The sequence below is a fragment of the Subtercola lobariae genome (genome assembly GCF_014640255.1).
Lineage (GTDB): Bacteria > Actinomycetota > Actinomycetes > Actinomycetales > Microbacteriaceae > Subtercola > Subtercola lobariae.
Map to the genome: position 1 here is coordinate 61,781 of NZ_BMGP01000005.1, position 23,004 is coordinate 84,784.

Below are 23,004 nucleotides of genomic sequence, written 5' to 3' on the forward strand. Positions count from 1 at the left end.
CCGGTTTCGTTGAAGCTGGAGACAAGGAAGGGAGAAAGTCATGACAGACGTACTCATCGACCGGCCAGAATTGCAGAACCTCGGGGTGTACGAGTTCGGGTGGTCCGACTCAGACGCCGCAGGAGCGACCGCGCAGCGCGGCATTTCGCCTGACGTTGTGCGAGGCATCTCGACGCTGAAGAGCGAACCCGAATGGATGCTCAAGAACCGCCTCAAGGCCCTCCAGATCTTCGAGCGCAAACCGATGCCGACGTGGGGAGCAGACCTTTCCGGCATCGATTTCGACAACATTAAGTACTTCGTTCGTTCGACCGAGAAGCAGGCCCAGACCTGGGAAGACCTGCCCGACGACATCAAGAACACCTACGAGAAGCTCGGCATCCCCGAGGCGGAGCGCCAGCGCCTCGTTTCCGGTGTGGCAGCGCAATACGAGTCTGAGGTGGTTTACCACACCATTCGCGAAGACCTCGAAGCTCAGGGGGTCATCTTCATGGACACCGATACGGCGCTGCGCGAGCATCCGGAATTCTTCGACGAGTACTTCGGCACGGTCATCCCCTCGGGCGACAACAAGTTCGCCGCGCTGAACACCGCCGTCTGGTCGGGGGGCTCGTTCGTCTATGTGCCGAAGAACGTGCACGTCGAGATTCCGCTGCAGGCCTACTTTCGCATCAACACCGAGAACATGGGCCAGTTCGAGCGCACGCTGATCATCGCCGACGAGGGCTCGTACGTGCACTACATCGAGGGATGCACGGCTCCCATCTACAAGAGCGACTCACTGCACTCGGCCGTCGTCGAGATCATCGTGAAGAAGAACGCTCGCGTTCGGTACACCACGATTCAGAACTGGTCGAACAACGTCTACAACCTGGTCACCAAGCGCGCTATCGCGCACGAGGGCGCGACCATGGAGTGGATCGACGGCAACATCGGCTCGAAGGTCACCATGAAGTACCCGTCGATCTACCTGGTCGGCGAGCACGCCAAGGGTGAGACGCTCTCGGTCGCCTTCGCAGGCCCTGGTCAGCACCAAGACGCCGGCGCCAAGATGATCCACATGGCGCCGTACACGCAATCGTCGATCGTCTCGAAGTCCATTGCCCGTGGCGGCGGTCGCGCCGGTTACCGCGGTGAGGTTCGAGTCGCAGAAAATGCTCACCACTCGGCGAACACGGTGCGCTGTGACGCGTTGCTCGTCGACACACAGTCGCGGTCTGACACCTACCCCGCCATCGATATTCGAGTGGATGATGTACAGCTCGGTCACGAAGCAACCGTTTCGCGTGTCAGCGAAGAGCAGCTCTTCTACCTGATGAGCCGCGGGCTGCCCGAAGACGAGGCCATGGCGATGATCGTGCGCGGGTTCATCGAGCCCATCGCTCGGGAACTGCCGATGGAATACGCTCTCGAACTCAACAAGCTCATCGAAATGGGCATGGAAGGGTCAGTAGGTTAATGACCTCCCCAGCATCAACGAATACGACTGCGCCCGAAAGCGAGTCGGTCTCGGCCGCCGCCGCTGCGGCATTCGCGACCCCGCCCGCCACTTCTGGTGGCCACCGCGGCGCACCGGTCGGCTCGAAGAGCCACACCGACGGCGCGTGGCAAGAGATTCCGGTTCAGACGCGCTCTGAGCGGTTCACGTCGGCGAACGTCGGCGATTTCGATGAGCCGAGCGGCCACGAGATCGAGTGGAAGCTCACGCCGATCAAGCTGGTCGCCGACCTCATTTCGGGTGACCTCGACGGCACTGTCGTCGAACCGACGGCCGAAGCGGTCGACGGCTACTCGCTGAGCTGGGTTTCGCGCACCGATGAGCGCGTATCGAGCGCTGGGCTGCCCGAAGAAAAGGCCAGCGCCAACGCCTGGTCTGCCTTCGATAAGGCTCTGGCCATCGACGTGACGGGCGAGACTCCCACCGAGTTCATCGTGAAGCGCTCTGGCCTCGGCAGCGACACCGCCCGTGCCGCCCACACCGTGATTACCGCCGAACCGAACAGTCGCGGGCTGGTGATCCTGGAGAATTCCGGCGACGCCCGCATCACCGAGAACGTCGAGATCGTCGTACGTGAAGGCGCGCACCTCACCGTGGTCAGCGTTCAAGAGTGGAATGACTCGGCCGTGCACCTCGCCAGCCACTTCGCTCAGGTCGGCCGCGATGCCAGCCTCCGCCACATCGTGGTGTCGCTCGGCGGGTCGGTCGTTCGGGTGAACCCGAGCATCCACTTGTCGGGCCAAGGTTCGAACACCGAAGCGTACGGGCTCTATTTCGCCGATTCCGGCCAGCATCTCGAGCAGCGCGTGTACATCGACCACGAAGCCGAGAACTCGCGTTCGCGCGTCAAGTACAAGGGCGCGCTGCAAGGCGAGGGCGCGCACTCGGTCTGGGTGGGCGATGTGCTCATTCGGCAGAGCGCGAACGGCACCGACAGCTACGAAGAGAACCGCAACCTGGTTCTGAGCGAGGGCACCCGCGCCGACTCGATTCCGAACCTCGAGATCGAGACGGGCAACATCCTCGGCGCTGGGCATGCTTCATCGACCGGTCGCTTCGATGACGAGCAGCTGTTCTACCTGCAATCGCGCGGCATCAGCGAAGAAGAGGCGCGCCGCTTGGTCGTGCGTGGGTTCTTGGCTGAGATCATCCAGCAGATCGGCTCTGAGGCGGTTGAAGAGCGACTCAGCCGCGCCGTCGAGGCCGAGCTGATGATCGCTGCCGCCGGGGCCGCCCCGGCCGCGGCCAGCGACGCGATCGCTGACGACACGGATGCCACGGTGACCGCATAATGGCCGCAGTACGCATCTGCGCGCTCGACGAGCTCAACGAGAACGAGGCGTTGCGCGTCGAGATCGACGGCGTTGCCATCGCGCTCGTCAAAGACTCCTCAGGCGCCTGCTACGCCATCGGCGACACCTGCACGCACGGCGACATTTCGCTTGCCGAAGGTTTTGTTGAAGACGACACCCTCGAATGCTGGGCCCACGGCTCGAAATTCTCGCTGCTCACCGGCAAGCCCCTGACCCTCCCGGCCTACGAGCCGGTTCCTGTCTACGAACTCAGCATCGTCGACGGCGACATTTACATTGACCCGACACTTACAAAAGAGATTGCTTAGACCATGTCAACCTTAGAAATTAAAGACCTGCACGTCAGCGTCGATACCGAGCAGGGAGCCAAGCAGATTCTGCGCGGCGTGAATCTCGTCATCAAGCAGGGCGAGACGCACGCCATCATGGGGCCGAACGGCTCGGGTAAGTCGACACTCGCCTATGCGATTGCCGGGCATCCGAAGTATCACGTCACAAGCGGATCGATTCTGCTCGACGGCGAAGAAATGACCACGCTTTCAGTGGATGCTCGTGCCCGGGCCGGGCTGTTCTTGGCGATGCAGTACCCCGTCGAGATTCCCGGTGTTACGGTCACAAACTTTTTGCGTACCGCGAAGACCGCCATCGACGGCTCTGCGCCGCCCATTCGCACCTGGATCAAAGACGTCAAGTCGTCGATGACCGCCCTGCGTATGGATTCGACGTTCGCCGAGCGCAACGTCAACGAGGGCTTTTCGGGCGGCGAGAAGAAGCGCAACGAGATTCTTCAGCTCGAGCTGCTGAAGCCCAAGTTCGCCGTTCTCGACGAGACCGACTCGGGCCTCGACGTCGACGCGCTGAAGATCGTGTCTGAGGGCGTCAACCGCGCGAAGTCGAACACCGACCTCGGTGTGCTGCTCATCACACACTACAACCGGATCCTCCGCTACATCACGCCCGACTTCGTACACGTGTTCGTGGCCGGCCAGGTCGCCGAATCGGGCGGCCCCGAGCTCGCCGTGCAACTCGAGAACGAGGGCTACGACGAGTACGTGAAGGCCAGTGCTGCTGCCGCAGCGGCGATCGCTTCGGCCGAGGCTGCTGACGCGGCATCCGGTGTCGCTGCCGTTGCTGCGGGCTCACCCGCCGTCAACGCCTGATCGCGCGTAGGATTAAGACATGGTCTCCACACTCGCGCCCGCCAAGTTCGACCAGGTCGAAGAGGCGCTCAAAGATGTCATGGACCCGGAGCTCGGCATCAACGTCGTCGACCTCGGGCTCATCTACGACCTCGGCTGGGACGACGAGAACGACGCCCTGATCATCAGCATGACGCTCACCAGCGCCGGATGCCCGCTGACCGACGTGCTCGAAGAGCAGACCGCTGAGGCGCTCGACGGCATCGTCGACTCGTTTCTCATCAACTGGGTCTGGATGCCGCCGTGGGGCCCCGACAAGATCACCGACGACGGTCGCGACATGATGCGGGCGCTCGGCTTCTCGATCTGACCCTATCGGCCTCGGCGGCGGCAACATGCCGGCAGCCGTATCTCGATTGCACGCGTCGTGAACGAGAGAAGCAGTTTCCGTCGAGAGAAGCCCGCGCAACAGCTTCTCTCGACCGAAACTGCTTCTCTCGCTGACGATTTATACTGGGGTGACTCCCCACCACCCCCTTGTCGCAACAGTGCGACGAAAGAATTGGACTACTCCTGTGCTCAGTGTGCATGACCTTGAGCTGCGAGTCGGCGCCCGCGTGCTGATGGAAGACGTGAATTTTCGCGTTTCCGCGGGCGACAAAATCGGTCTGGTGGGGCGCAACGGCGCCGGCAAGACGACCCTCACGAAAACTCTTGCGGGCGAGCTGAAGCCCGACGGCGGTCGCATCGACATCTCGGGCCAGATCGGCTACCTGCCGCAAGACCCGCGCTCGGGCAACCCCGAAGACCTCGCCCGTACGCGCATCCTCGATGCCCGAGACCTCGGCCAGATCGTACTGCAGATGCAGCAGGCGCAGCTCGACATGGCATCGGGCGACCCTGCGGTCGTCGAGAAGGCCATGAAGAAATACGGCAACTTGGATGATCGTTTCAATGCCCTCGGCGGTTACTCGGCAGAGGCCGAAGCGGCCTCGATCGCCTCAAACCTGAGCCTGCCCGACCACATTCTCGACCAGCCGCTCTCGACGCTCTCAGGTGGGCAGCGTCGCCGCATCGAACTCGCGCGCATCCTCTTCTCAGGAGCGGACACCATGCTGCTCGACGAACCGACCAACCACCTCGACGCCGACTCCGTGGTCTGGTTACGCGAGTTTCTGAAGAACTTTCAGGGCGGACTGATCGTGATCAGCCACGATGTCGCGCTCGTCGAAGAGACCGTCAACCGCGTCTTTTACCTCGACGCAAACCGCACGGTCATCGACATCTACAACATGGGCTGGAAGAACTACCTTCGCCAGCGCGCCTCCGACGAAGAGCGTCGCAAGAAAGAGCGCGTCAACGTGGAGAAGAAGGCCGGCGTGCTGCAGATGCAGGCCGCCCGCTTCGGCGCAAAGGCTTCGAAGGCCGCCGCCGCCCACCAGATGGTGCGTCGCGCCGAGAAGATGCTCTCGGGCCTCGATGAGACTCGCGTGGTCGATCGCGTGGCCAAGCTGCGTTTTCCCGATCCCGTCGCCTGCGGTCGCACGCCCCTGATGGCGAGTGACCTGTCGAAGAGCTACGGCTCGCTCGAGATCTTCACGGCCGTAGACCTCGCCATCGACCGCGGATCGAAGGTCGTCATCCTCGGCTTCAACGGCGCCGGCAAGACGACCCTGCTGCGCATTCTGGCCGGCATCGACGACCCCGACACCGGCCAGGTCGAGCCCGGTTTCGGCCTGCGCATCGGCTACTACGCCCAAGAGCATGAGACCATCGACGTGAAGCGCACCGTGCTGCAGAACATGGTCTCATCGTCGCCGAACCTCACCGAAACCGAGGCGCGGCGCGTGCTCGGCTCGTTCCTCTTCACGGGCGACGACTCACACAAGCTCGCCGGAGTTCTCTCCGGTGGAGAGAAGACCCGACTCGCCCTCGCGATGATCGTCGTCTCAGGCGCCAACGTACTGCTGCTCGACGAACCCACGAACAACCTCGACCCCGCCTCTCGCGAAGAGATTCTGGATGCCCTGGCCAACTACGCCGGAGCAGTGGTCTTGGTCTCCCACGACGAGGGCGCCGTCATGGCCCTGAACCCCGAGCGCGTGCTCATCCTCCCCGACGGCACCGAAGACCACTGGAACAAGGAGTACCAAGACCTCATCGAGCTCGCCTAGCGCCGACTACTGGTCGTCGTGCATGACGCCGTCGGCCGTGGTCCACGAGATCGCCGGAGGCCCGGCTGGAATCGGCGCAACTGACGCATCAGTCGGGTCGGAGGTAGGCCCGCCGAGAGTTGCCGGCTCGACTTCGGGCCACCAGGCCATCCACTCGCCGTTCTGGACCGACGCCTGAACATCGTTGCCGCCAGCGAGATGAAGAGTCACCGCGGTGACGCCCGGAGCGGCGTCGCCCTGCGCCTCGGAAACGCGGTTCGCCGAATCGATGCGGTCGAGTCCGTTCATTTGAGTGAGCGAAGCGGTATCTGTAGCGACGGAATCTGTCGCAGGGTATCCGACATCGTGCGACCATTGAACCCGACCAGCTTTGAGTACGCAATACACCTCGGCATTGGCTCGCTTTACGAGCAACGATTCGTACGAGCCTCGGGTCTCGGCGATCACAGTCGAAAGCGCGTCGCTCGCACTGCCTCCACTGGCGGATACACAGGAGTCGACATCTGCGGTGGAAGCAACGGTGGCCTCAGATGCGGCAGACCACCCGGCCAACGAACCGAGCACAGGTTCGGATTCATCCGGCAGGGGTGCATCCCGAACGCTGTCGTCGGTGTCAGACATCTCACTCGATTGATGGTGCTGGCCGTCACTCGTTGTGTACGAGATAGAGATGGCATTGTCGTAATCCTCACCCTGCGACCCCTCCTTCCATGCCCGTGAGTCTGGCCCGACGGGCCACCATGCAGACCACACCCCCTTCGCCACGGCGGCAGTGACGTCTTGCCCCGTGTCGGGGTTTTTGACGGCGAGCGTCGATACGTTCGCGCCGGCGTGGCCTGACACCACGTACATCCACTCGCCACCTTGTTCGACACTGATTTCGGCCGAGTTCGGGTCTGTAAGCGGATGCGCCTTCAGCCCCTCGAAGTTGATGGAGTTCTCGACCGCGCCGCCCGCGAGCACGCAGTACCCATCAGAGTCGCCCTGTTCGAGAAATACCGAGGTGAAGTCTCCGCGCTTGTCGCTGCTCAGAACCGTCGGAACGTCGCCATTCGGAGCAAAGCCGAGCCGATCTGCGCAGGCCTGAACCTCTGTCGGAGTAACCGATGCCGGTAGCGATGTGGGAGTCCAGCTCGACAGCAAACCATGAGCGGGCAACGCGTAGGAATTCACCGACGCGCCCGAACCAAAAGCAAGCGCGCTCGCCACGAGAGTCGCGCACAGAACGACCGCTGCTCCGGCGACCGAGATGACTAGTCGACGTCGTGATCTCGTCTGACGAACTCGCGGTGCCGCACTGGGCCGCGTGGCGATGATCTGCTCGAACGCGAGAGCTTGACGGTCGAGCTCGGCAGCGCTGAGTTCGGTCGGGGGTGCCGGGTCGAGGTGGCGCAGCTCGTCGGTGAGGGGGGAGGGGTGGGGCAACATGAAGGGGTGTCCTAACGGGAGAGTTGAAGGGGTGGCGCGTCGGCCGGCGACGGTGCGAGCAGCGCGGCCAAACGACGGCGGGCACGGGTGAGGCGCATCGAGTAGGTGGCGCGCGAGCATCCGATCACGGCGGCTGCGGCTCGGGAGTCGAGGTCTTCCCACGCGTCAAGGGCGAGCACCTCCTGGTCGGTGGTGCGTAGGGCGGCGAAGGCCGCGCGCAGGTCGAGACGCCGTTCGATGGATTCGACATCATCGACATCGGCCCTCGCATCGACCCGCGCGAAGGCGGCCAGACGCACGGCCAACGCCTGCTGTCGGCCTGTACCCCGGGCAGAGTTCAGCATGACGTTTCGGGCGGTGCGGTACAGCCATGGCAGCGGAACGTCTGGCAGCGACGCGCGCCGCAACCACGCGGCCGTAAACGTTTCGCTGACCACATCATCGACGTTCAGTGGATGCGCGCGGCGACGCACAAACCTCAGCACATCGGCGTAGTGCGCACCGTACATGGCCGTGAATGCGGCAACCGGCGAATCGGGGGGTGACTTCATCAGGCCTCATTTCTCTGGCCCGAGATGGGGCCTCACTAGAGAAATGTCCGGATGAGCATCCGTTGCAACACTTCACTCAGACTTATCTGAGTTTATTTCATTCCGTTTCGGGCTGCAGCATCGAGACTGTCACAGGAAAGTCGCGGGCCAAGAGAAACTCACGCAAGAAGTCGGTGTGCTCGTCGCAGGCGACCCAGACTTTGACGCGGTCGGCTGAGTGGATGCGCGGATTGCGCCAGCCGATCGAATGGGTGGCCGAGGCGCGGCAGCCCGCTCGTGAGCACTCTCGCGGGCCGGGTTGTGCGCCTAACGGCGACAGCCCGAGGCTCGCCGACGACGGCCCAAGACCGGCCGAAACCCCGATACCAGCGGGCGCCGTGCGCACCGGCGGCCCTAACGGCACCGGCGCAATCACCGGCTGCGACGAGCCGACGCTCACTCGGGGCGACCGCCGTATTCGCGCTGACCCGACTGCGGAGTCACTTGGCCTGCCGGAACGATCTGACCGCCAGGGCCGTTCATGGTGCCCGGAGTGTTTGCACCCGTGTTCGCGATGACCACCGCAAACCACGGCAGAACCACGGCCGCAACGCCCAGCAGAATGATCCACCAGCCGTGCACGAACAGCAGCGCCGCGAGGCAGAGCAGCCGAATACCCATGGCGATGGAGTATTTGACCATGCGCGAATGACGCTCTTCAAGCGGGGACTGCGGAAGAGACGTTATCGACTGCTGCTCATGCTTCATCTGACGACCACTTCGAATGGGGTTATGCGCTAAGCCTACGCTTCCCGCGGGTCTCCTATGCTGGTATGCGGCCCATGAAACGAACGGGTTGACGAACGTGAAAAAAGGACTCACCCATGACCACACCCCCCACGCCCCGCACCGTTCTCATAACGGGGGGCAACCGCGGCATCGGCTACGCCCTGGCGGAAGAGTTCGTCGCCCAGGGCCACCGCGTGGCAGTGACGGCCCGTTCGGGCGAGGGCCCCGAGGGCGCGCTCACCGTGCGAGCTGATGTCACCGACGCAGCATCCATCGACGCCGCATTCACCGAGGTCGAAGCGGCACTCGGCCCGATCGAAGTGGTCGTGGCGAACGCCGGCATCACGCGCGACACTCTTCTGCTTCGCATGAGCGAAGACGACTTCACTGAGGTCATCGACGCCAACCTCACGGGCGCCTGGCGCGTGGTGAAACGCGCATCGAAGGGCATGCTCAAGGCGCGATTCGGCCGCATCATCTTCATTTCGAGCGTGTCGGGTCTGCTGGGCGCCGCCGGTCAAGTCAACTATTCGGCCTCGAAGGCCGGCCTCGTGGGCATGGCCCGCTCGCTCACGCGCGAACTCGGCTCACGAAACATCACGGCGAACGTCGTCGCGCCCGGGCTCATCGAGACCGACATGACCGCCGAGCTGCCGGATGCTCAGCTCGCCGATTACAAGAAGTCCATTCCCGCGGGCCGCTTCGCTACGCCCGCCGAGGTCGCCAAGGTCGTCGCCTGGGTCGCCTCCGACGACGCCGCGTACATCTCGGGCGCGATCATCCCCGTCGACGGCGGCCTCGGCATGGGCCACTAGCCGCTCTGCGCACCCATCGTCGTTTATGAGCCCGTTACGCCGAATACAGCCCGGTATAGCGGCCGCAATTCGTTGTAACGGGCTCACCCAAGCGACGCTCAGCCGCGCAGGCCGAGCAGGGGGAGCAGCTGGGAGAGATCGTGGGTGTCGATCGCGACGTGCGCTTGCTGTCGCACCACGGGCCGCGCGTTGAACGCCACGGCGAGGCCCGCCTCCTGCATCATGAGCAGGTCGTTGGCGCCGTCGCCGACCGCGACCGTCTGGGCCAGCGGCACGGCGGCGACCCTGGCCCACTCCACGAGCGCGTCGGCTTTCGCCTGAGCATCCACGATCGGCCCACGCACTCTGCCGGTGAGTTTTCCGTCGGTCACGTCGAGACGGTTGGCGTGCCAGTGATCGAGTTCGAGATCTTCGGCAAGGGCATCCAGCAACTCGTGAAAACCCCCCGAGACGACGCCGATGCGGCTACCGGTGGCATGCAAGCCGGCCACGAGTTCGGGCACGCCCTGGGTGACGCGGATGCCCGCCGCGACTTCAGCGAAGCACGAGGTCGGGAGGCCGGCCAGCGTGGCAACGCGAGCGCGCAGGCTCTGCTCGAAATCGAGCTCGCCCGACATGGCTCGCTCGGTGATCTCAGCCACGTGCGAAAGGCTGCCTGCGCATTCGGCAAGCATCTCTATGACTTCGTTTTCGATCAGTGTCGAATCGACATCGAGCACGACCAGAAAACGAGGGTGAATCATGGTTCTACGGTTACTCCCTTGCCGACCACGGTGATGCCCGTGTCGGTCACAGTGAAACCACGTTCACGGTCGCGCGCGTGGTCGATTCCGATCATGGCGCCGGCAGAGACGACCACGTTCTTATCCAGAATAGCGCGGCGCACGACGGCGTCTGGGTAGATGTGAACGCGGTCGAACAGCACAGAGTCTTGAACCAGGGCGCTCGACTCGATGGTCACCCAGGGGCCGAGCACACTGCGCTCGATGCGCGCACCCGAGATCAGGCAGCCGAGCGAGACGATCGACTCGATGGTGGTTCCGCTGTTGCCTTTCGCGTCGCGAACGAACTTCGCCGGCGGCGAGTTGAGCTGCTGCGTGTAGATGGGCCAGGCGCTGTTGTAGAGGTTGAACACCGGCAGCGCCGAAATGAGGTCTTGGTGGGCGTCGTAGAACGACTCGATGGTACCCACATCGCGCCAGTAGTACCGGTCGCGATCGGTGGCCCCGGGCACCTCGTTGTTCGAGAGGTCGTACACGCCGGCCTGGCCGCGCGACACGAAGTCGGGAATGATGTCACCGCCCATGTCGTGATTCGAGTCGGGCTTCTCGCCGTCACGAATGACGGCCTCGATCAGGGAGTCTGCGTCGAAGACGTAGTTGCCCATCGAAGCCAGCACCTCGTGCGGTGAATCGGCGATTCCCACGGCGGTTTTCGGCTTCTCGAGAAATTCAGCGATGAGCGCGGGGTTCTCGGGGTCGGTCTGAATGATGCCGAACTGGTCTGAGAGCTCCATCGGCTGGCGGATGGCCGCGACCGTCGCGGGCAGACCGGAGTCGATGTGCGCCTGCACCATTTGGGCGAAATCCATGCGGTAGACGTGGTCGGCACCGACCACCACCACGATGTCGGGCTTCTCGTCGCGAATGAGGTTGAGGCTCTGCAGAATGGCATCGGCCGAGCCGCTGAACCAGCGCTTGCCGAGTCGCTGCTGGGCCGGCACAGATGCCACATACGAGTCGAGCAGGCCGCTCAGCCGCCAGGTCTGCGAGATGTGCCGGTCGAGGCTGTGCGACTTGTACTGCGTCAGCACGACGATCTTCGTCAGCCCCGAATTGATGAGATTCGAGAGCGCGAAGTCGATGAGGCGGTAACCGCCCCCGAACGGAACACCGGGCTTCGCTCGGTCTGCGGTGAGAGGCATGAGCCTCTTACCTTCGCCACCAGCGAGAACGATGCCGAAAATCTTCTTTGATGCAGCCATGTCTCAACAATAGGCGCTGCGCCTGACCCCCGATGGGCCTCGACGTTCAGGTTCAGAGGTACTACGTTCATGGTTGTGCGCGTCGATGTGATTTCTAGAGAATACCCACCCGAGGTCTATGGCGGAGCGGGGGTGCATGTCGCCGAACTCGTGAAGGCCCTGCGGGTCAATATCGACGTCATTGTGCGCGCCTTCGGCCAGCCGCGAGACGAGCCGGGGGTGTTCTCCTATCTGCCGCCGACCGAGCTGGCCGGCGCGAACCCGACGCTCACGACGCTGGGCGTCGACCTGCAGATCGCGAACGACGTCGGGGGAGCCGACGTGGTGCACTCGCACACCTGGTACGCGAACGCGGCGGGTCAGCTCGGGTCGATGCTGCACGGCATTCCGCATGTGGTGACCGCGCACTCGCTCGAGCCCCTGCGCCCGTGGAAGGCCGAGCAGCTCGGCGGCGGGTACCGCCTCTCGTCGTGGATCGAGAAGAACGCGTTCGAGTCGGCCGACTCCGTCATCGCCGTGAGCGGCGGCATGCGCAACGACATTCTGCGGTCATATCCTTCCATCTCCGAAGACCGCGTCAGCGTGGTCTACAACGGCATCGACCTCGAGAAGTGGAAGCCGGTCGTCGACGACGAGGTGCTCGCCCGATTCGGCATCGACAAGGCCCGGCCATCCGTTGTCTTCGTGGGGCGCATCACCCGCCAGAAGGGCCTGCCCTACCTCTTGCGTGCGGCTGCTCAATTGCCACCGGATGTTCAGCTGATCTTGTGCGCAGGGGCCCCCGATACTCCCGAGATTCTCGACGAGGTCACTGCGGGGGTGCGCGCTCTGCAAGAGCAGCGAACCGGGGTGATCTGGATTCCCGAGCTGCTCAGCCAGCACGAGCTCTCTGCGGTGCTCTCGAGTGGAACGGTGTTCGTCTGCCCATCGGTATACGAGCCGCTCGGTATCGTGAACCTCGAGGCGATGGCGTGCGGGCTGCCGGTCGTCGGAACCGCAACCGGCGGCATCCCTGAGGTCGTTGACGACGGCGTCACCGGGCGGCTGGTGCCGATCGATCAGGTGACCGACGGCACGGGTACGCCGATCGACCCTGAGCGCTTCGTGCACGATCTTGCGGGCGCGCTGCGCGATGTGGTGGCCGACCCTGATTCCGCGCGGCAGATGGGCGCTGCGGGCCGACTGCGGGCCGAGTCGACGTTCAGCTGGAAGCAGATTGCCGAAGAGACGGAACGCATCTACCGCAGCCTGATCTGAGTCGGGCGCAGGGGGCGTCGTTCGGTGTTCGGCGGCGTGTCGTTCGGCGTGCATCCACTCGCCTCGAGTGACCGGAACGGCCTCTGTCGCCAGCTAGGCTTGAGGGTATGCCCACAGTTCTTGACCTTGAAGACGTGTCGGTCGTCCGTAATGGTAACCGCATCCTTGATCAGCTCAACTGGACGGTCGAAGCCGACCAGCGGTGGGTCATTCTCGGCCCCAATGGCGCCGGTAAGACCACGCTGCTGAACCTCGCTTCGGCCATGGTGCACCCCACCAGCGGCACCGCGCAGATTCTCGACTCGCGCATGGGCCGCGTCGACGTGTTCGAGTTGCGCCCGCGGGTCGGGTTTGCGTCGTCGGCCATGGCGAAGCGGTTTCCCGCCGACGAGACTGTGCTGAACGTCGTGCTGACCGCGGCGTATTCGGTCACCGGCCGCTGGAACGAGCAGTACGACGAGATCGACCTGCGCCGCGCGCAGCGGGTGCTAGCCGAATGGCGTCTCGATCACCTCGAGAAGCGCCTGTTCGGCTCGCTCAGCGATGGCGAGCAGAAGCGCGTGCAGATCGCCCGTTCGGTGATGACAGACCCCGAACTGCTGCTGCTCGACGAGCCGGCCGCCTCACTCGACCTCGGCGCCCGCGAAGAGCTGCTGCAGTTGCTCGGCGGGTATGCGTCTGCTCCGGCGGCGCCCGCCATCGTCATGGTGACGCACCACGTCGAAGAGATTCCGCGCGGGTTCACCCACGTGCTGCTGATTGCGAACGCCGCCATCGTGGCTGCGGGGCCGCTTCAGGATGCCCTGACCGCCGAAAATCTCGAGAAGACCTTCGGGCTGCCGATCGTGCTCACCGAGGCCGATGGCCGATACGCGGCTCGCGCCGCGTCGTAACTTTCGTCTGCGTGCGCTCGTTCCGCGCGCCTTCGTGATCGGCTGCAACGTCTGATAGACTCTTCAGCTGGCCCACGCGCCAAAACTTTCACCCAAAACCCCCAAGTAGCATCAAGGATTCCCTTCATGAAGACCGACACTCACCCCGATTACCTGCCCGTCGTTTTCCGCGACCTGGCTTCGGGCGCAACCTTCCTCACTCGCTCCACTGTGACGAGCCAGAAGACGATCGAGTGGGAAGACGGCAACACGTACCCCGTCATCGACGTCGAGATCTCGAGCGAGTCGCACCCGTTCTACACGGGCAAGCAGCGCATCCTCGACTCCGCCGGTCGCGTCGAGAAGTTCAACAGCCGCTACAAGGGTTTCGGCAAGTAGCACCAGCTTCGCGATAGGCGGGCGACTTCGGTCGACCCGCCTTTCTTGCGTGCTCGAGTGAGTCGCAATGTGGCGCATGTGAGCCCGCTAGGCCAACTTGAGACCGCTGTAACGGGCTCAACCCGTCGTAGCGGGCTCACGAATGCGGTGTGGGGCCGGCGCGAAGCACGCAGCACGCGACGAGGCGGTGTCTGCCGCTGGGGCGGTGCGTCAGCAGATGGGCCAGCCGGCGCGGGCGGTGAAGGTGGGGTCTTTGGTGCGGCGCATGTAGTCTTCGAACGAGGCGGCCTGCTCGCGGGCCCAGGCTACCTGTGCGTGGTGCAGCTGGTGCTGCGTGATGTCGAGTTCGGCCTCGTAGCGCCGGGCGAGCGACTGAGCGACCCGGCCGGCCGCGATGGCGTCGGCGCCGGCGTCGTGCGCGTCGAGCAGTTCGACTTCGTAGTGCAGCGCGGCGGCCTCGAGGGTGCGCTTTCCTTTGCGGTAACGGTCGAGCGCCTTGTCGATGACGAGGGGATCGACAACCGGCAACGGCTCGCGCAGGGGAATGATGCCGTAACGGCGGGCCTCGCGGTCGAGTAGCGTGAGGTCATAGGGGGCGTTGTAGATCACGAGCGACAGGCCGTCGTCGAGGGCTGCGGTCAGAGCATCCACTATCTCGGCGATGACGTCTGCAGCCACTCGACCTTCAGCGACGGCACGTTCGGTGCTGACCCCGTGCACCGCAGAAGCCTGCTCCGGTATCGGGATGCCCGGGTTGGCCATCCAGTCGAGCCGCGACAGGGTGTCGCCCAGGTGGTCGATGACGCTCACATTCGCGGTGACGATGCGGCTCGTCTCCACATCGATTCCGGTGGTCTCGAGGTCGAACACCACGAGCCGATGCGCCCACGCGGGGCCGGCAGGCGCTTCGAGCACGGCCACCGATGAGCGCGCGGGCGATGCTTCTGAGCGGGCGTTGACCGTCGTCGGGCCGCCCGATCGCGCAGGCCGAGCCAGCGGAACATACGGCGCGGCAGCAGGCTCAGCCACCACGTGTCGCCCGTGCGGCTGAACCAGCGGCAAGACCTCTCCCGGCTCGATGTCGAACAGGGTTGGTTGCACGAGCTGCTCTGTTGGTTCCACGAAATTCACACTAGAGCGAGGTACCGACATTGCGTGGCGGCCCGCCCGGCGAGTACGCATCCAGTCGAAAAACACGAGCTGCTCAGTAGACCTCTTCTTCGGCCGCCGGCTGGCCGATTTTCAGCCAGTAGAAGCTCTGGGTGGCGAGTGTGAGCGTCACCGAGCCGTCGTCGCCGACGGTGGGGAATTCCCCTCCACCGAACAGGTCGCTCAGCCGCCGACCGGCGAATTCGCTGAGATCGATGGTCACCGAAACCGGGTTGTGGGCGAAACTGAACACGCACAGAATTCGCTCGGGCGCATCGCCCCACTGCGTGGATGACCCGGCATACGACCGCACGAAAGCCAGCACCGACTCGTGGTTGGTCGACATCACCTTGAGGTCGCCGAGCCCGAACGCCGGGTGAGCTTTGCGCACGTGAATCACGTTGCGCACCCAGTGCAGCATGGAGCGTGATTGCGCCAGCTGCGATTCGACGTTCACGAGCGAGTAGTTGTAGACGAGAGACTGCACCACGGGCAAGAACAGCTTGCCCGGGTCGGCGGTGGAGAAGCCGGCATTGCGGTCTGGGGTCCACTGCATCGGCGTGCGCGACGAGTCTCGGTCGGGCAACCAGATGTTGTCGCCCATGCCGATCTCGTCGCCGTAATACAAGAACGGCGACCCCGAGAGTGAGAACAACAACGCGTGAGCGAGCTCGAGCTCGGCACGCGAGTTGTCGAGCAGAGGAGCCAGCCGTCGCCTGATGCCGATGTTCGCGCGCATCCGCGGGTCATAGGCGTACCAGCCGTACATGGCCTGCCGGTATTCTTCTGACACCATTTCGAGCGTGAGCTCGTCGTGGTTGCGCAAAAACACCCCCCAGCCGGCGCCTTCGGGTATGTCGGTGACCTCAGAGAGCACCCGGATGAGCTCGCCCGCGGTCTGCGATCGCAACGAGTAGAAGATGCGCGGCATCACCGGAAAGTCGAAGGCCATGTGGCATTCGGGCTCGTCTTCGGTGCCGAAGAACGCCGCCACCTCGCGTGGCCACTGGTTCGCTTCGGCGATCATGATGCGGCCCGGGTACTCGCGGTCGACCATCTTGCGCAGCTTGGCGACGAACTCGTGTGTCTTGGGCTCGCCCTCGCCGTTGCCCTCCTCAGATTCGTAGAGGTAGGGAATGGCGTCGAGCCTGAACCCATCGACGCCGAGATCGAGCCAGAACCGCACGATCTCGAACATCGCCTCGTGCACCGCGGGGTTCTCGAAGTTCAGGTCGGGCTGGTGCGAGAAGAAGCGGTGCCAGAAGAACTGCCGGCGCACCGGATCGAACGTCCAGTTCGACTCCTCGGTATCGACGAAGATGACACGGATGTCTTCGTACTTCTTGTCGGTGTCGCTCCACACATAGAAGTCACCGTATGGTCCGTCGGGGTCTGACCGGGACTGCTGAAACCACTCGTGCGCGTCTGAGGTGTGGTTCAGCGGCAGGTCGATCACGATTCGCATGTTGCGCTCGTGCGCCTTCGTCACCAGGTCGCGAAACTCGTCGATCGAGCCGAACTCGGGCAGAATCGCGCGGTAGTCAGAGATGTCGTAGCCGCCGTCGCGCAGGGGCGAGTCGAAGAACGGCGGCAGCCATAGCCCGTCGATGCCGAGCCACTGCAGGTAGTCGAGCTTCGAGACCAGCCCGGCGAGGTCACCCGCCCCATCGCCGTTGCTATCCACGAATGACCTGATCATGACCTCGTAGAACACCGAGCGGCGAAACCACTGCGGGTCGAGGGTCAATCCGGGCAATTGAATGGGGGCAGTGAAGCTCACAGCAAACCTTCCCTGATACACGAAAAAGGGGCCGGCAGCGCCCTCCTTCACGATAGACCAGGTTGCACTGCCGCGATGTTTTTTGGCGGTTGCCCTTGCGCTCGGCGTCGTTCGTGCCTGAAGGTTCGCCACATGCTGCCGTCGCAGCCGGTGGGCAGTGGATGTTCGAACTAGAGTTGACCGCGATGATTCCGCCCTCTCCCTTCGAAGCGCAGCTCGCCGCAAAACCTCTCACGCGCCAGAGTCTCGCCGTTCGCGGCGGCACCACCGAGCTCTGGATCTACGGCCCCGCGGGCATCCACCCTGACGCGGCGGTCACCACGATTCTGCTGGTGCACGGCTTCCGCGGCGATCACCACGGCCTCGAGCCGGTGGCCGCACAGCTTCAGGGCTACCGGGTCATCGTGGCCGACCTTCCCGGGTTCGGAATCTCAACCCCGCTCGGCGCGAAACACGACATCACAGCGTATTCGGCCTGGCTGCGTGAGCTCGTCGATCAGCTGCGCTCGTCGGGCGACATCGGCAGCGATTTCGTGGTGCTCGGCCACTCGTTCGGCTCGATCATCGTCGCAGCCGCCCTCGCCGACGGGCTCGCGGCCACCGAAGTGGTGCTGGTGAACCCCATCGCCGCGCCCGCGCTCTCGGGCCCGCGCGGCATTCTGACCCGGCTCGCGGTGTTCTACTACAAGGTGGGCGCCTGGCTGCCGCAGAAGCTCGGCTTCGCCTGGTTGCGGCTCAGCATCGTCACCCGGTTCATCAGCATCACCATGGCGAAGACGAAAGACTCCGGCCTTCGCCGATGGATTCACAGCCAGCACCACCAGTACTTCGGCGCCTTCTCGAACCGCGCCGTGGTCGTTGAGGCGTTCGAGGCCTCGGTGAGCAACGACGTGTCGGAGTTCGCGGCGCAGATCTCGCCGCCGACCCTGCTGGTCGCGGGCGACAAAGACGACATCACTCCGGTGGCGGCCGAAGAGCGGCTGGCGGCGCTGATTCCGGATGCTCGGCTCGTCGTTCTCGCGGGCGTAGGCCACCTCATTCACTACGAACGCCCGGTCGAAGCGGCTGCCGCCATCGAGACGTTTCTCGGCGAGAAGCGACTCGCGTGAACATCGTCTTCGACTGCCGGTACGTGCGCATCGGGCGTCACGACGGCATCAGCCGGTACTCGGCGGGGCTGGTGACGGCGTTGGCCGAGCTGACGGCCGAACAGGCAGCGGCTGAGCAGACAGCGGCTCAACAGGCAACGGCTGAGCAGACAGCGACCGAACAGGCCGAGGTTGAGCAGGCAGCGGCCGAGCGCGGTTCAGACACCATCACCATGCTCATCAGCGACAAACGACAGCTCGCGAACCTTCCCGACCTGCCGTGGCGCCTCGCCAGCTCGCCGACGAGCCCGCGCGAGCTTTTCGTGGCGCTGCAGGTCAACAAGCTCGAACCCGACGTGGTGTTCACCCCCATGCAGACCATGGGCACGCTCGGCCGAAAGTATCCGCTCGCGCTCACGGTGCACGACCTGATCTACTACTCCAACCCCACACCGCCCCGCGAATTCGCCTGGCCGCTGCGACTGCTCTGGCGGCTGTACCACAAGGCCTGGTGGCCGCAACGGATGCTCTTGAACCGGGCCGACACCGTGGTCACCGTTTCGCACACCACCGAGGCGCTCGTGAACGAGCATCACCTCACGAAGCGGCCCATCGTGGTGGTGAGCAACGCGGCCGATACTCTCGACGCCGAAGCGGTGGCTGGCGAGGTGGCGGAGGGGGGTGCATCCGCTGCCCGACAGCGAGCGAAATCGCTCGTTACTGAGCCAACGACACGAACGAAATCACTCGTTACTGAGCCCACAAAACGAGCGAAATCGCTCGTTTATATGGGCTCGTTCATGCCCTACAAGAACGTGGAGACCCTGGTGCGCGGCATGGCGCTGCTGCCCGAGTACGAGCTGCACCTCATGAGCACGGTGCGAGACGACGACCGCCGACGCCTCACCGCGCTGGCTCCGGGCGCGAACCTCGTGTTTCACGGCGGTGCCAGCGACGACGAATACCTCGCCGAACTCGATCGCGCCACCGCGCTGGTGACGGCGTCGTTGAACGAAGGTTTCGGCATTCCGCTGGTCGAAGCGATGGGCCGGGGTACGCCGGTGGTCGTCAGCGATATTGCCGTCTTTCGCGAGATCGGGGGAGAGGCGGCGTTGTATTTCGGTTCCGAAGACCCCGCCGCGTTCGCCTCAGCCGTCAGAACGCTAGAAAACGAACCCGAATGGCAGCGGCTCTCCGCCGCCGGCCTCAACCAGGCGGCCACATTCAGCTGGGCGGCGTCAGCGCGGGCGCTTCTGGCAGTGCTTCGAGAGCTGGCTCAGAAGCCGGCGCGCCGTTGAACTCATCGAGCCGCAGATGGCCGTCCGCGTAGCTGAAGTAGTGCACCGAGCCATTGGGTATGCGCTCGTCGGGCCGCGGGCGTGCGCCGTCGGTGGCGTAGCGCACGAGTGAGCTGATGACGCCGCCATGCGCGACGACAATCAGTGCTTGGCCGGGGCGCCGTTCGGCGATCTCCATCAGCGCCTCATGCACGCGTTGGCGCACCTGCGCGTGAGTCTCACGGCCGGGAACGGTGCTCTGCGCCGGAAACCGCCGGTGCAGCTCGTCGAAATCGAGCCCCTCGGCCTCGCCGTAGTGTCGCTCGACCAACGCTTCGACCGCCTCGGGTTCGCCCAGGTCGAGCACGTTCGCAATGATCTCGGCCGTCTCCACCGCGCGGCCGAGGGGGCTGGTCAGAATTCCATCCCACTGCGACTCGGCCAGGGTCTCTGCCGTAGCTTTCGCCTCGGCGCGGCCGGTTGCATTCAGCGGAATATCGGTGCTGCCCTGAATGCGTTTGGCCAGGTTCCAGTCGGTCTGGCCGTGCCGCACGAGTGCGAGGTGGGTCATAACTGGCGTTCCTCCGAGCTGTCGGCGCTTGTGGGCGCTAGTCGGCGCTTGTGGCGCTGTCGACCCTCGCAGTGGTCGCGAGGTGGCCACCACCGCTCAGGCGGGCCAACCGAGGCGGCGAACGCTCAGGGCAGCAATCGTGCGGCCAGGGCGGTCAGCGTCTGGGTTGTTCCTGCGTCGAGCTTAACAGTCGCGCGCGAATCGCCCTTGGTTATTCCGCGATTGATGATGACCACGGGCAACCTGCGCCTACGAGCCTGCTCGAGCAACCGAATGCCCGAGTTCACTACGAGCGACGACCCGGCAATAATGAGGGCGTCGGATGCCCGCACCAAGTCACTCGCTTCACCGAACCGCTCTTTGGGAATGAACTCGCCGAAGAACACCACATCGGGCTTCAAGGTGCCGCCGCACACCGTGCACGCCGGAACAACAAAATCGTGCCAATTGGTCACCTCTGCGTCACCATCGGGGTTCACCGAGACGGCGTCGGGCTCGGCCATCCACGGGTTCGCCTCGTCGATCTGATCGGCGACGCTCACTCGGGCGTACATCTGGCCGCAATTGAGGCAGCGAACTCTGTCCATCGAGCCGTGCAAATCGACCACGCGGTTGGAGCCCGCCCGAACATGCAGGCCGTCGACGTTCTGGGTGATGACGCCGGTGAGAACGTCTTTGGCTTCCATTTCGGCCAGAATCGTGTGGCCGCCGTTAGGTCTAGCCGAGTCGAACAGCTTCCAGCCGAGGTGGCTACCGGCCCAATACCGTTGCCGGTACTGCGGGCTCGACAAGAACTGGTCGAACGTCATCGGGTTGCGCTTCGGGGCGCCTTCGCCGCGGTAGTCGGGAATGCCGGAGTCGGTGCTCATTCCGGCGCCGGTGAGAATGACAACGCGTTTGCCGGCGAGCAGAGCAGCGATTTCGTCGAGCTGGGCTGCGGCCTTGAGGCTTTCGGGCGCGCCGTGCTCTGCAGTGTTGCGCGCTGCCGCGGCGTGCTCTGCAGTGTCGCGCTGTGCAGTGTTGTGCTCGGCTGTTTCGCGCTCGGCCGTTTCGCGCTCGGAGTCGATCAGTGCCATCTGACCGCCCTCCTGACCTGTAATACTCACTTCAGTCTAAACAACGCAGTTTTCGGATTTGTTTCCGGCGGCTGGCAGAGTAGCTGTTGTGCCCGTTATTCACATTACCGATCTTCCCGCGCCTGGTCTCACCACCGACGGCGACTTTCTGGCCGACTACCGCGGGCTGACCGACGTGGCGCTGCGCCGGGTGAGCGAGCCAGAGGGCGGGCTGTACATCGCGGAGTCGAGCAAGGTCATCGAGCGCGCGATAGCGGCAGGCCACCGCCCCCGGTCGGTGTTGTGCGAAGAGAAGTGGCTGCCGGGCATCCGGGGCCTCGTTTCAGACGACGTGCCGATTTACGTGGGTTCGTCTGAGTTGCTCGAGAGCCTCACGGGGTTCAACCTGCACCGGGGAGCGCTGGCGTCGATGCACCGTCCCGAGCTGCCGTCTGTTTCGTCGCTGCTTCAGGATGCCCGGCGGGTGGTCATTTTAGAAGACATCGTCGATCACACGAACGTGGGAGCGATCTTTCGTTCGGTGGCCGGGCTCGGTGCCGACGCGGTGCTCATCACGCCGCGCTGCGCAGACCCGCTCTACCGGCGCAGCGTTCGCGTCTCGATGGGCACCGTGCTGCAGGTGCCGTGGACGAGGTTGCCCGAATGGAACGAAGCCGCGCCACTGCTGCACGAGGCCGGGTTCGAGATCGCCGCGCTGGCGCTGAGTTCATCGGCGGTGACGCTCGACGAGTATGCAGTGGCGCCGCCCGAGCGGGTGGCGATCGTGTTCGGCACCGAGGGCGACGGCCTCAGCCGTGCGGCGCTCTCGGTCGCCGACCGGGTGGTGACCATTCCGATGCTGCACGGGGTCGACTCGCTGAATGTGGCGTCGGCGAGCGCGGTGGCGCTCTGGGCGTTGCGCGTGCGCGAGTAGGTCGACCGCGCACGGGGCGGCCCGGCGCTGGTGCGCGGGTGACTACTCGGCGAGCGGGGGAGTCAGGGCGTAGGCGACGGGCAGAGCATCCGGTCGCTTCGGTGAGAGGCCATCACCCGACGATTGGCGGCGAACGCGGCGCAGCACCCACGGCACGAAGTATTCGCGTGCCCACACCAGGTCGCCCGCTCGGGCCTGACGCCAGCTGGCGGCCGGCAGGGGTTCGGGTGAGTTCGGTTGCAGATCGTTCGGCACATTGAGCGCCGCGAGCACCATTCGTGCGACTTCGTGGTGTCCGTACGAGTTCAGATGCAGGCGGTCAGGCGCCCAGAATGCGGAGTCTTGAATCGACGCCAGACCCCACTGGTCGGCCACGATGAGGTCGTGACGGGCCGCGACCGAGCGGATGTTCTCGTTGTAAATCGCCACTTTGCCGCGAATGCCGCGAAACACCGGCGAGAAACCCACGTCGGTTCCGGTGAAGATCACGATGGTGGCGCCGCTTCGTTTGAGATCGGCGATTCCGGCGTCGAACTGCGCGGCGATGAGGTCGGGGTCGGTGCCCGGCCGAATGACGTCGTTGCCACCGGCGGCAATGGTGATGAGGTCGGGCTTGAGCTCAAGCGCAGGCTCGATCTGCTCATCGAGAATCTGCCGAATGAGACGCCCGCGAATCGCTAGGTTGGCATACGAGAAGTCTCCGTCGGCCTGAGCGCTCAATACTTCGGCCACTCGATCGGCCCAGCCGCGGTGCCCACCCGGGCTCTGCGGTTCGGGGTCTCCGATGCCCTCGGTGAACGAGTCGCCGAGCGCCACATACCTGCGCCACGGGTGTGGTTCGGTCACAGTCGCGGCCTCCTTCGCGTTCTCGCTCCAGCCTACGACTGCTGCCGGATGCTCGTGCCGCCCACGCGCGAAACCCGCACCTCGGGCCCCGAACCCACCCGCGGCC

General features: G+C 64.4%; 24 protein-coding genes. 13 read left to right on the top strand and 11 right to left on the bottom strand.

Annotation, left to right across the window (positions count from 1 at the left end):
* Window positions 1–40 precede the first annotated feature (40 nt).
* From sufB to IEX24_RS13445, 6 genes are all read left to right on the top strand, one after another.
* The gene (sufB, locus tag IEX24_RS13420) at window positions 41–1,459 is read left to right on the top strand and encodes a Fe-S cluster assembly protein SufB (RefSeq protein WP_188679127.1); all 1,419 of its coding nucleotides are present in this window, start codon (window positions 41–43) and stop codon (window positions 1,457–1,459) included.
* Window positions 1,459–2,790, top strand: a complete 1,332-nt coding sequence (sufD, locus tag IEX24_RS13425; RefSeq protein WP_188679128.1) for a Fe-S cluster assembly protein SufD — start codon at window positions 1,459–1,461, stop codon at window positions 2,788–2,790. The genes sufB and sufD overlap by 1 nt, the downstream gene beginning before the upstream one ends.
* Window positions 2,790–3,119, top strand: coding sequence for a non-heme iron oxygenase ferredoxin subunit (locus IEX24_RS13430; protein ID WP_188679129.1), 330 nt, complete (start codon window positions 2,790–2,792; stop codon window positions 3,117–3,119). The genes sufD and IEX24_RS13430 overlap by 1 nt, the downstream gene beginning before the upstream one ends.
* 3 nt (window positions 3,120–3,122) lie before the next feature.
* Window positions 3,123–3,971, top strand: a complete 849-nt coding sequence (gene sufC, locus IEX24_RS13435; protein WP_188679130.1) for a Fe-S cluster assembly ATPase SufC — start codon at window positions 3,123–3,125, stop codon at window positions 3,969–3,971.
* A 19-nt stretch (window positions 3,972–3,990) separates the two neighbouring features.
* A complete protein-coding gene (locus IEX24_RS13440; protein ID WP_188679131.1) occupies window positions 3,991–4,320 on the top strand; it encodes a metal-sulfur cluster assembly factor in 330 nt (109 codons plus the stop codon).
* A 205-nt stretch (window positions 4,321–4,525) separates the two neighbouring features.
* On the top strand, window positions 4,526–6,124 hold the full coding sequence (locus tag IEX24_RS13445) for an ABC-F family ATP-binding cassette domain-containing protein (RefSeq protein ID WP_188679132.1): 1,599 nt from the start codon (window positions 4,526–4,528) through the stop codon (window positions 6,122–6,124).
* A gap of 6 nt (window positions 6,125–6,130) precedes the next feature.
* On the opposite strand, the gene IEX24_RS13450 is transcribed toward IEX24_RS13445, so the two are convergent.
* The 4 genes from IEX24_RS13450 to IEX24_RS13465 form a co-directional block, all read right to left on the bottom strand.
* Complete coding sequence (locus tag IEX24_RS13450; RefSeq protein WP_188679133.1) at window positions 6,131–7,552, bottom strand: hypothetical protein; 1,422 nt, start codon at window positions 7,550–7,552, stop codon at window positions 6,131–6,133.
* Window positions 7,553–7,563: 11 nt separating this feature from the next.
* Window positions 7,564–8,103, bottom strand: a complete 540-nt coding sequence (locus IEX24_RS13455) for an RNA polymerase sigma factor (RefSeq protein ID WP_188679134.1) — start codon at window positions 8,101–8,103, stop codon at window positions 7,564–7,566.
* A gap of 97 nt (window positions 8,104–8,200) precedes the next feature.
* Window positions 8,201–8,542 (bottom strand): hypothetical protein, encoded by a 342-nt coding sequence (locus tag IEX24_RS20060; protein WP_372435721.1) that lies wholly within the window; start codon window positions 8,540–8,542, stop codon window positions 8,201–8,203.
* Window positions 8,539–8,850: a DUF3099 domain-containing protein gene (locus tag IEX24_RS13465; protein ID WP_188679135.1), complete on the bottom strand. Its 312-nt coding sequence runs from the start codon at window positions 8,848–8,850 to the stop codon at window positions 8,539–8,541. The genes IEX24_RS20060 and IEX24_RS13465 overlap by 4 nt, the downstream gene beginning before the upstream one ends.
* A 116-nt stretch (window positions 8,851–8,966) precedes the next feature.
* Here IEX24_RS13465 and fabG point away from each other — a divergent pair, with 116 nt between their 5' ends.
* Window positions 8,967–9,686 (top strand): 3-oxoacyl-ACP reductase FabG, encoded by a 720-nt coding sequence (fabG, locus tag IEX24_RS13470; protein ID WP_188679136.1) that lies wholly within the window; start codon window positions 8,967–8,969, stop codon window positions 9,684–9,686.
* 98 nt (window positions 9,687–9,784) lie between these two features.
* Here the strand turns inward: fabG and serB are convergent, their stop codons facing one another.
* Complete coding sequence (gene serB / locus IEX24_RS13475; RefSeq protein ID WP_188679137.1) at window positions 9,785–10,429, bottom strand: phosphoserine phosphatase SerB; 645 nt, start codon at window positions 10,427–10,429, stop codon at window positions 9,785–9,787.
* Entirely contained in the window at window positions 10,426–11,670 is a 1,245-nt protein-coding gene (locus IEX24_RS13480) for a glucose-1-phosphate adenylyltransferase (protein WP_188679138.1), read from the bottom strand. Before IEX24_RS13480 ends, serB begins: the two co-directional genes overlap by 4 nt.
* Window positions 11,671–11,745: 75 nt before the next feature.
* Between IEX24_RS13480 and glgA the strand changes: the two genes are divergently transcribed.
* The 3 genes from glgA to IEX24_RS13495 all read left to right on the top strand — a co-directional run bounded on the left by glgA (window position 11,746) and on the right by IEX24_RS13495 (window position 14,198).
* Window positions 11,746–12,927 carry a glycogen synthase gene (gene glgA, locus IEX24_RS13485; protein ID WP_188679632.1) on the top strand — a complete coding sequence of 394 codons (1,182 nt, stop codon included), beginning with the start codon at window positions 11,746–11,748 and terminating at the stop codon, window positions 12,925–12,927.
* A gap of 107 nt (window positions 12,928–13,034) precedes the next feature.
* Complete coding sequence (locus IEX24_RS13490) at window positions 13,035–13,820, top strand: ABC transporter ATP-binding protein (RefSeq protein ID WP_188679139.1); 786 nt, start codon at window positions 13,035–13,037, stop codon at window positions 13,818–13,820.
* 126 nt (window positions 13,821–13,946) lie between these two features.
* The gene (locus tag IEX24_RS13495) at window positions 13,947–14,198 is read left to right on the top strand and encodes a type B 50S ribosomal protein L31 (protein WP_188679140.1); all 252 of its coding nucleotides are present in this window, start codon (window positions 13,947–13,949) and stop codon (window positions 14,196–14,198) included.
* 210 nt (window positions 14,199–14,408) lie between these two features.
* On the opposite strand, the gene IEX24_RS13500 is transcribed toward IEX24_RS13495, so the two are convergent.
* Both IEX24_RS13500 and treS read right to left on the bottom strand, forming a co-directional pair.
* Window positions 14,409–15,320: an exonuclease domain-containing protein gene (locus tag IEX24_RS13500; RefSeq protein WP_307821438.1), complete on the bottom strand. Its 912-nt coding sequence runs from the start codon at window positions 15,318–15,320 to the stop codon at window positions 14,409–14,411.
* Window positions 15,321–15,402: 82 nt separating this feature from the next.
* The gene (treS, locus tag IEX24_RS13505; RefSeq protein ID WP_188679142.1) at window positions 15,403–17,127 is read right to left on the bottom strand and encodes a maltose alpha-D-glucosyltransferase; all 1,725 of its coding nucleotides are present in this window, start codon (window positions 17,125–17,127) and stop codon (window positions 15,403–15,405) included.
* Between the two features lie 185 nt (window positions 17,128–17,312).
* Between treS and IEX24_RS13510 the strand changes: the two genes are divergently transcribed.
* Together IEX24_RS13510 and IEX24_RS13515 are read left to right on the top strand one after the other, a co-directional pair.
* Window positions 17,313–18,236, top strand: coding sequence for an alpha/beta fold hydrolase (locus IEX24_RS13510; RefSeq protein WP_188679634.1), 924 nt, complete (start codon window positions 17,313–17,315; stop codon window positions 18,234–18,236).
* Entirely contained in the window at window positions 18,233–19,513 is a 1,281-nt protein-coding gene (locus IEX24_RS13515; protein ID WP_229715307.1) for a glycosyltransferase family 4 protein, read from the top strand. Before IEX24_RS13510 ends, IEX24_RS13515 begins: the two co-directional genes overlap by 4 nt.
* On the opposite strand, the gene IEX24_RS13520 is transcribed toward IEX24_RS13515, so the two are convergent.
* Both IEX24_RS13520 and IEX24_RS13525 read right to left on the bottom strand, forming a co-directional pair.
* The gene (locus IEX24_RS13520) at window positions 19,440–20,063 is read right to left on the bottom strand and encodes a histidine phosphatase family protein (protein WP_188679143.1); all 624 of its coding nucleotides are present in this window, start codon (window positions 20,061–20,063) and stop codon (window positions 19,440–19,442) included. The two genes, IEX24_RS13515 and IEX24_RS13520, sit on opposite strands and share 74 nt — an antisense overlap.
* 125 nt (window positions 20,064–20,188) lie before the next feature.
* On the bottom strand, window positions 20,189–21,169 hold the full coding sequence (locus IEX24_RS13525; protein WP_229715310.1) for a Sir2 family NAD-dependent protein deacetylase: 981 nt from the start codon (window positions 21,167–21,169) through the stop codon (window positions 20,189–20,191).
* Window positions 21,170–21,227: 58 nt separating this feature from the next.
* Here IEX24_RS13525 and IEX24_RS13530 point away from each other — a divergent pair, with 58 nt between their 5' ends.
* The gene (locus IEX24_RS13530; protein WP_229715312.1) at window positions 21,228–22,052 is read left to right on the top strand and encodes a TrmH family RNA methyltransferase; all 825 of its coding nucleotides are present in this window, start codon (window positions 21,228–21,230) and stop codon (window positions 22,050–22,052) included.
* Between the two features lie 42 nt (window positions 22,053–22,094).
* On the opposite strand, the gene IEX24_RS13535 is transcribed toward IEX24_RS13530, so the two are convergent.
* A complete protein-coding gene (locus IEX24_RS13535) occupies window positions 22,095–22,898 on the bottom strand; it encodes an SGNH/GDSL hydrolase family protein (RefSeq protein ID WP_188679144.1) in 804 nt (267 codons plus the stop codon).
* Window positions 22,899–23,004: the final 106 nt, after the last annotated feature.

Coding starts and splice junctions, on each gene's coding strand:
- IEX24_RS13520 (WP_188679143.1), bottom strand. CDS start 20,063: ATGACCCACCTCGCACTCGTGCGGCACGGCCAGACCGACTGGAACCTG.
- IEX24_RS13430 (WP_188679129.1), top strand. CDS start 2,790: ATGGCCGCAGTACGCATCTGCGCGCTCGACGAGCTCAACGAGAACGAG.
- sufB (WP_188679127.1), top strand. CDS start 41: ATGACAGACGTACTCATCGACCGGCCAGAATTGCAGAACCTCGGGGTG.
- fabG (WP_188679136.1), top strand. CDS start 8,967: ATGACCACACCCCCCACGCCCCGCACCGTTCTCATAACGGGGGGCAAC.
- IEX24_RS13440 (WP_188679131.1), top strand. CDS start 3,991: ATGGTCTCCACACTCGCGCCCGCCAAGTTCGACCAGGTCGAAGAGGCG.
- IEX24_RS13495 (WP_188679140.1), top strand. CDS start 13,947: ATGAAGACCGACACTCACCCCGATTACCTGCCCGTCGTTTTCCGCGAC.
- sufC (WP_188679130.1), top strand. CDS start 3,123: ATGTCAACCTTAGAAATTAAAGACCTGCACGTCAGCGTCGATACCGAG.
- IEX24_RS13450 (WP_188679133.1), bottom strand. CDS start 7,552: ATGTTGCCCCACCCCTCCCCCCTCACCGACGAGCTGCGCCACCTCGAC.
- IEX24_RS13465 (WP_188679135.1), bottom strand. CDS start 8,850: ATGAAGCATGAGCAGCAGTCGATAACGTCTCTTCCGCAGTCCCCGCTT.
- IEX24_RS13490 (WP_188679139.1), top strand. CDS start 13,035: ATGCCCACAGTTCTTGACCTTGAAGACGTGTCGGTCGTCCGTAATGGT.
- IEX24_RS13455 (WP_188679134.1), bottom strand. CDS start 8,103: ATGAAGTCACCCCCCGATTCGCCGGTTGCCGCATTCACGGCCATGTAC.
- IEX24_RS13510 (WP_188679634.1), top strand. CDS start 17,313: ATGATTCCGCCCTCTCCCTTCGAAGCGCAGCTCGCCGCAAAACCTCTC.
- sufD (WP_188679128.1), top strand. CDS start 1,459: ATGACCTCCCCAGCATCAACGAATACGACTGCGCCCGAAAGCGAGTCG.
- IEX24_RS13480 (WP_188679138.1), bottom strand. CDS start 11,670: ATGGCTGCATCAAAGAAGATTTTCGGCATCGTTCTCGCTGGTGGCGAA.
- serB (WP_188679137.1), bottom strand. CDS start 10,429: ATGATTCACCCTCGTTTTCTGGTCGTGCTCGATGTCGATTCGACACTG.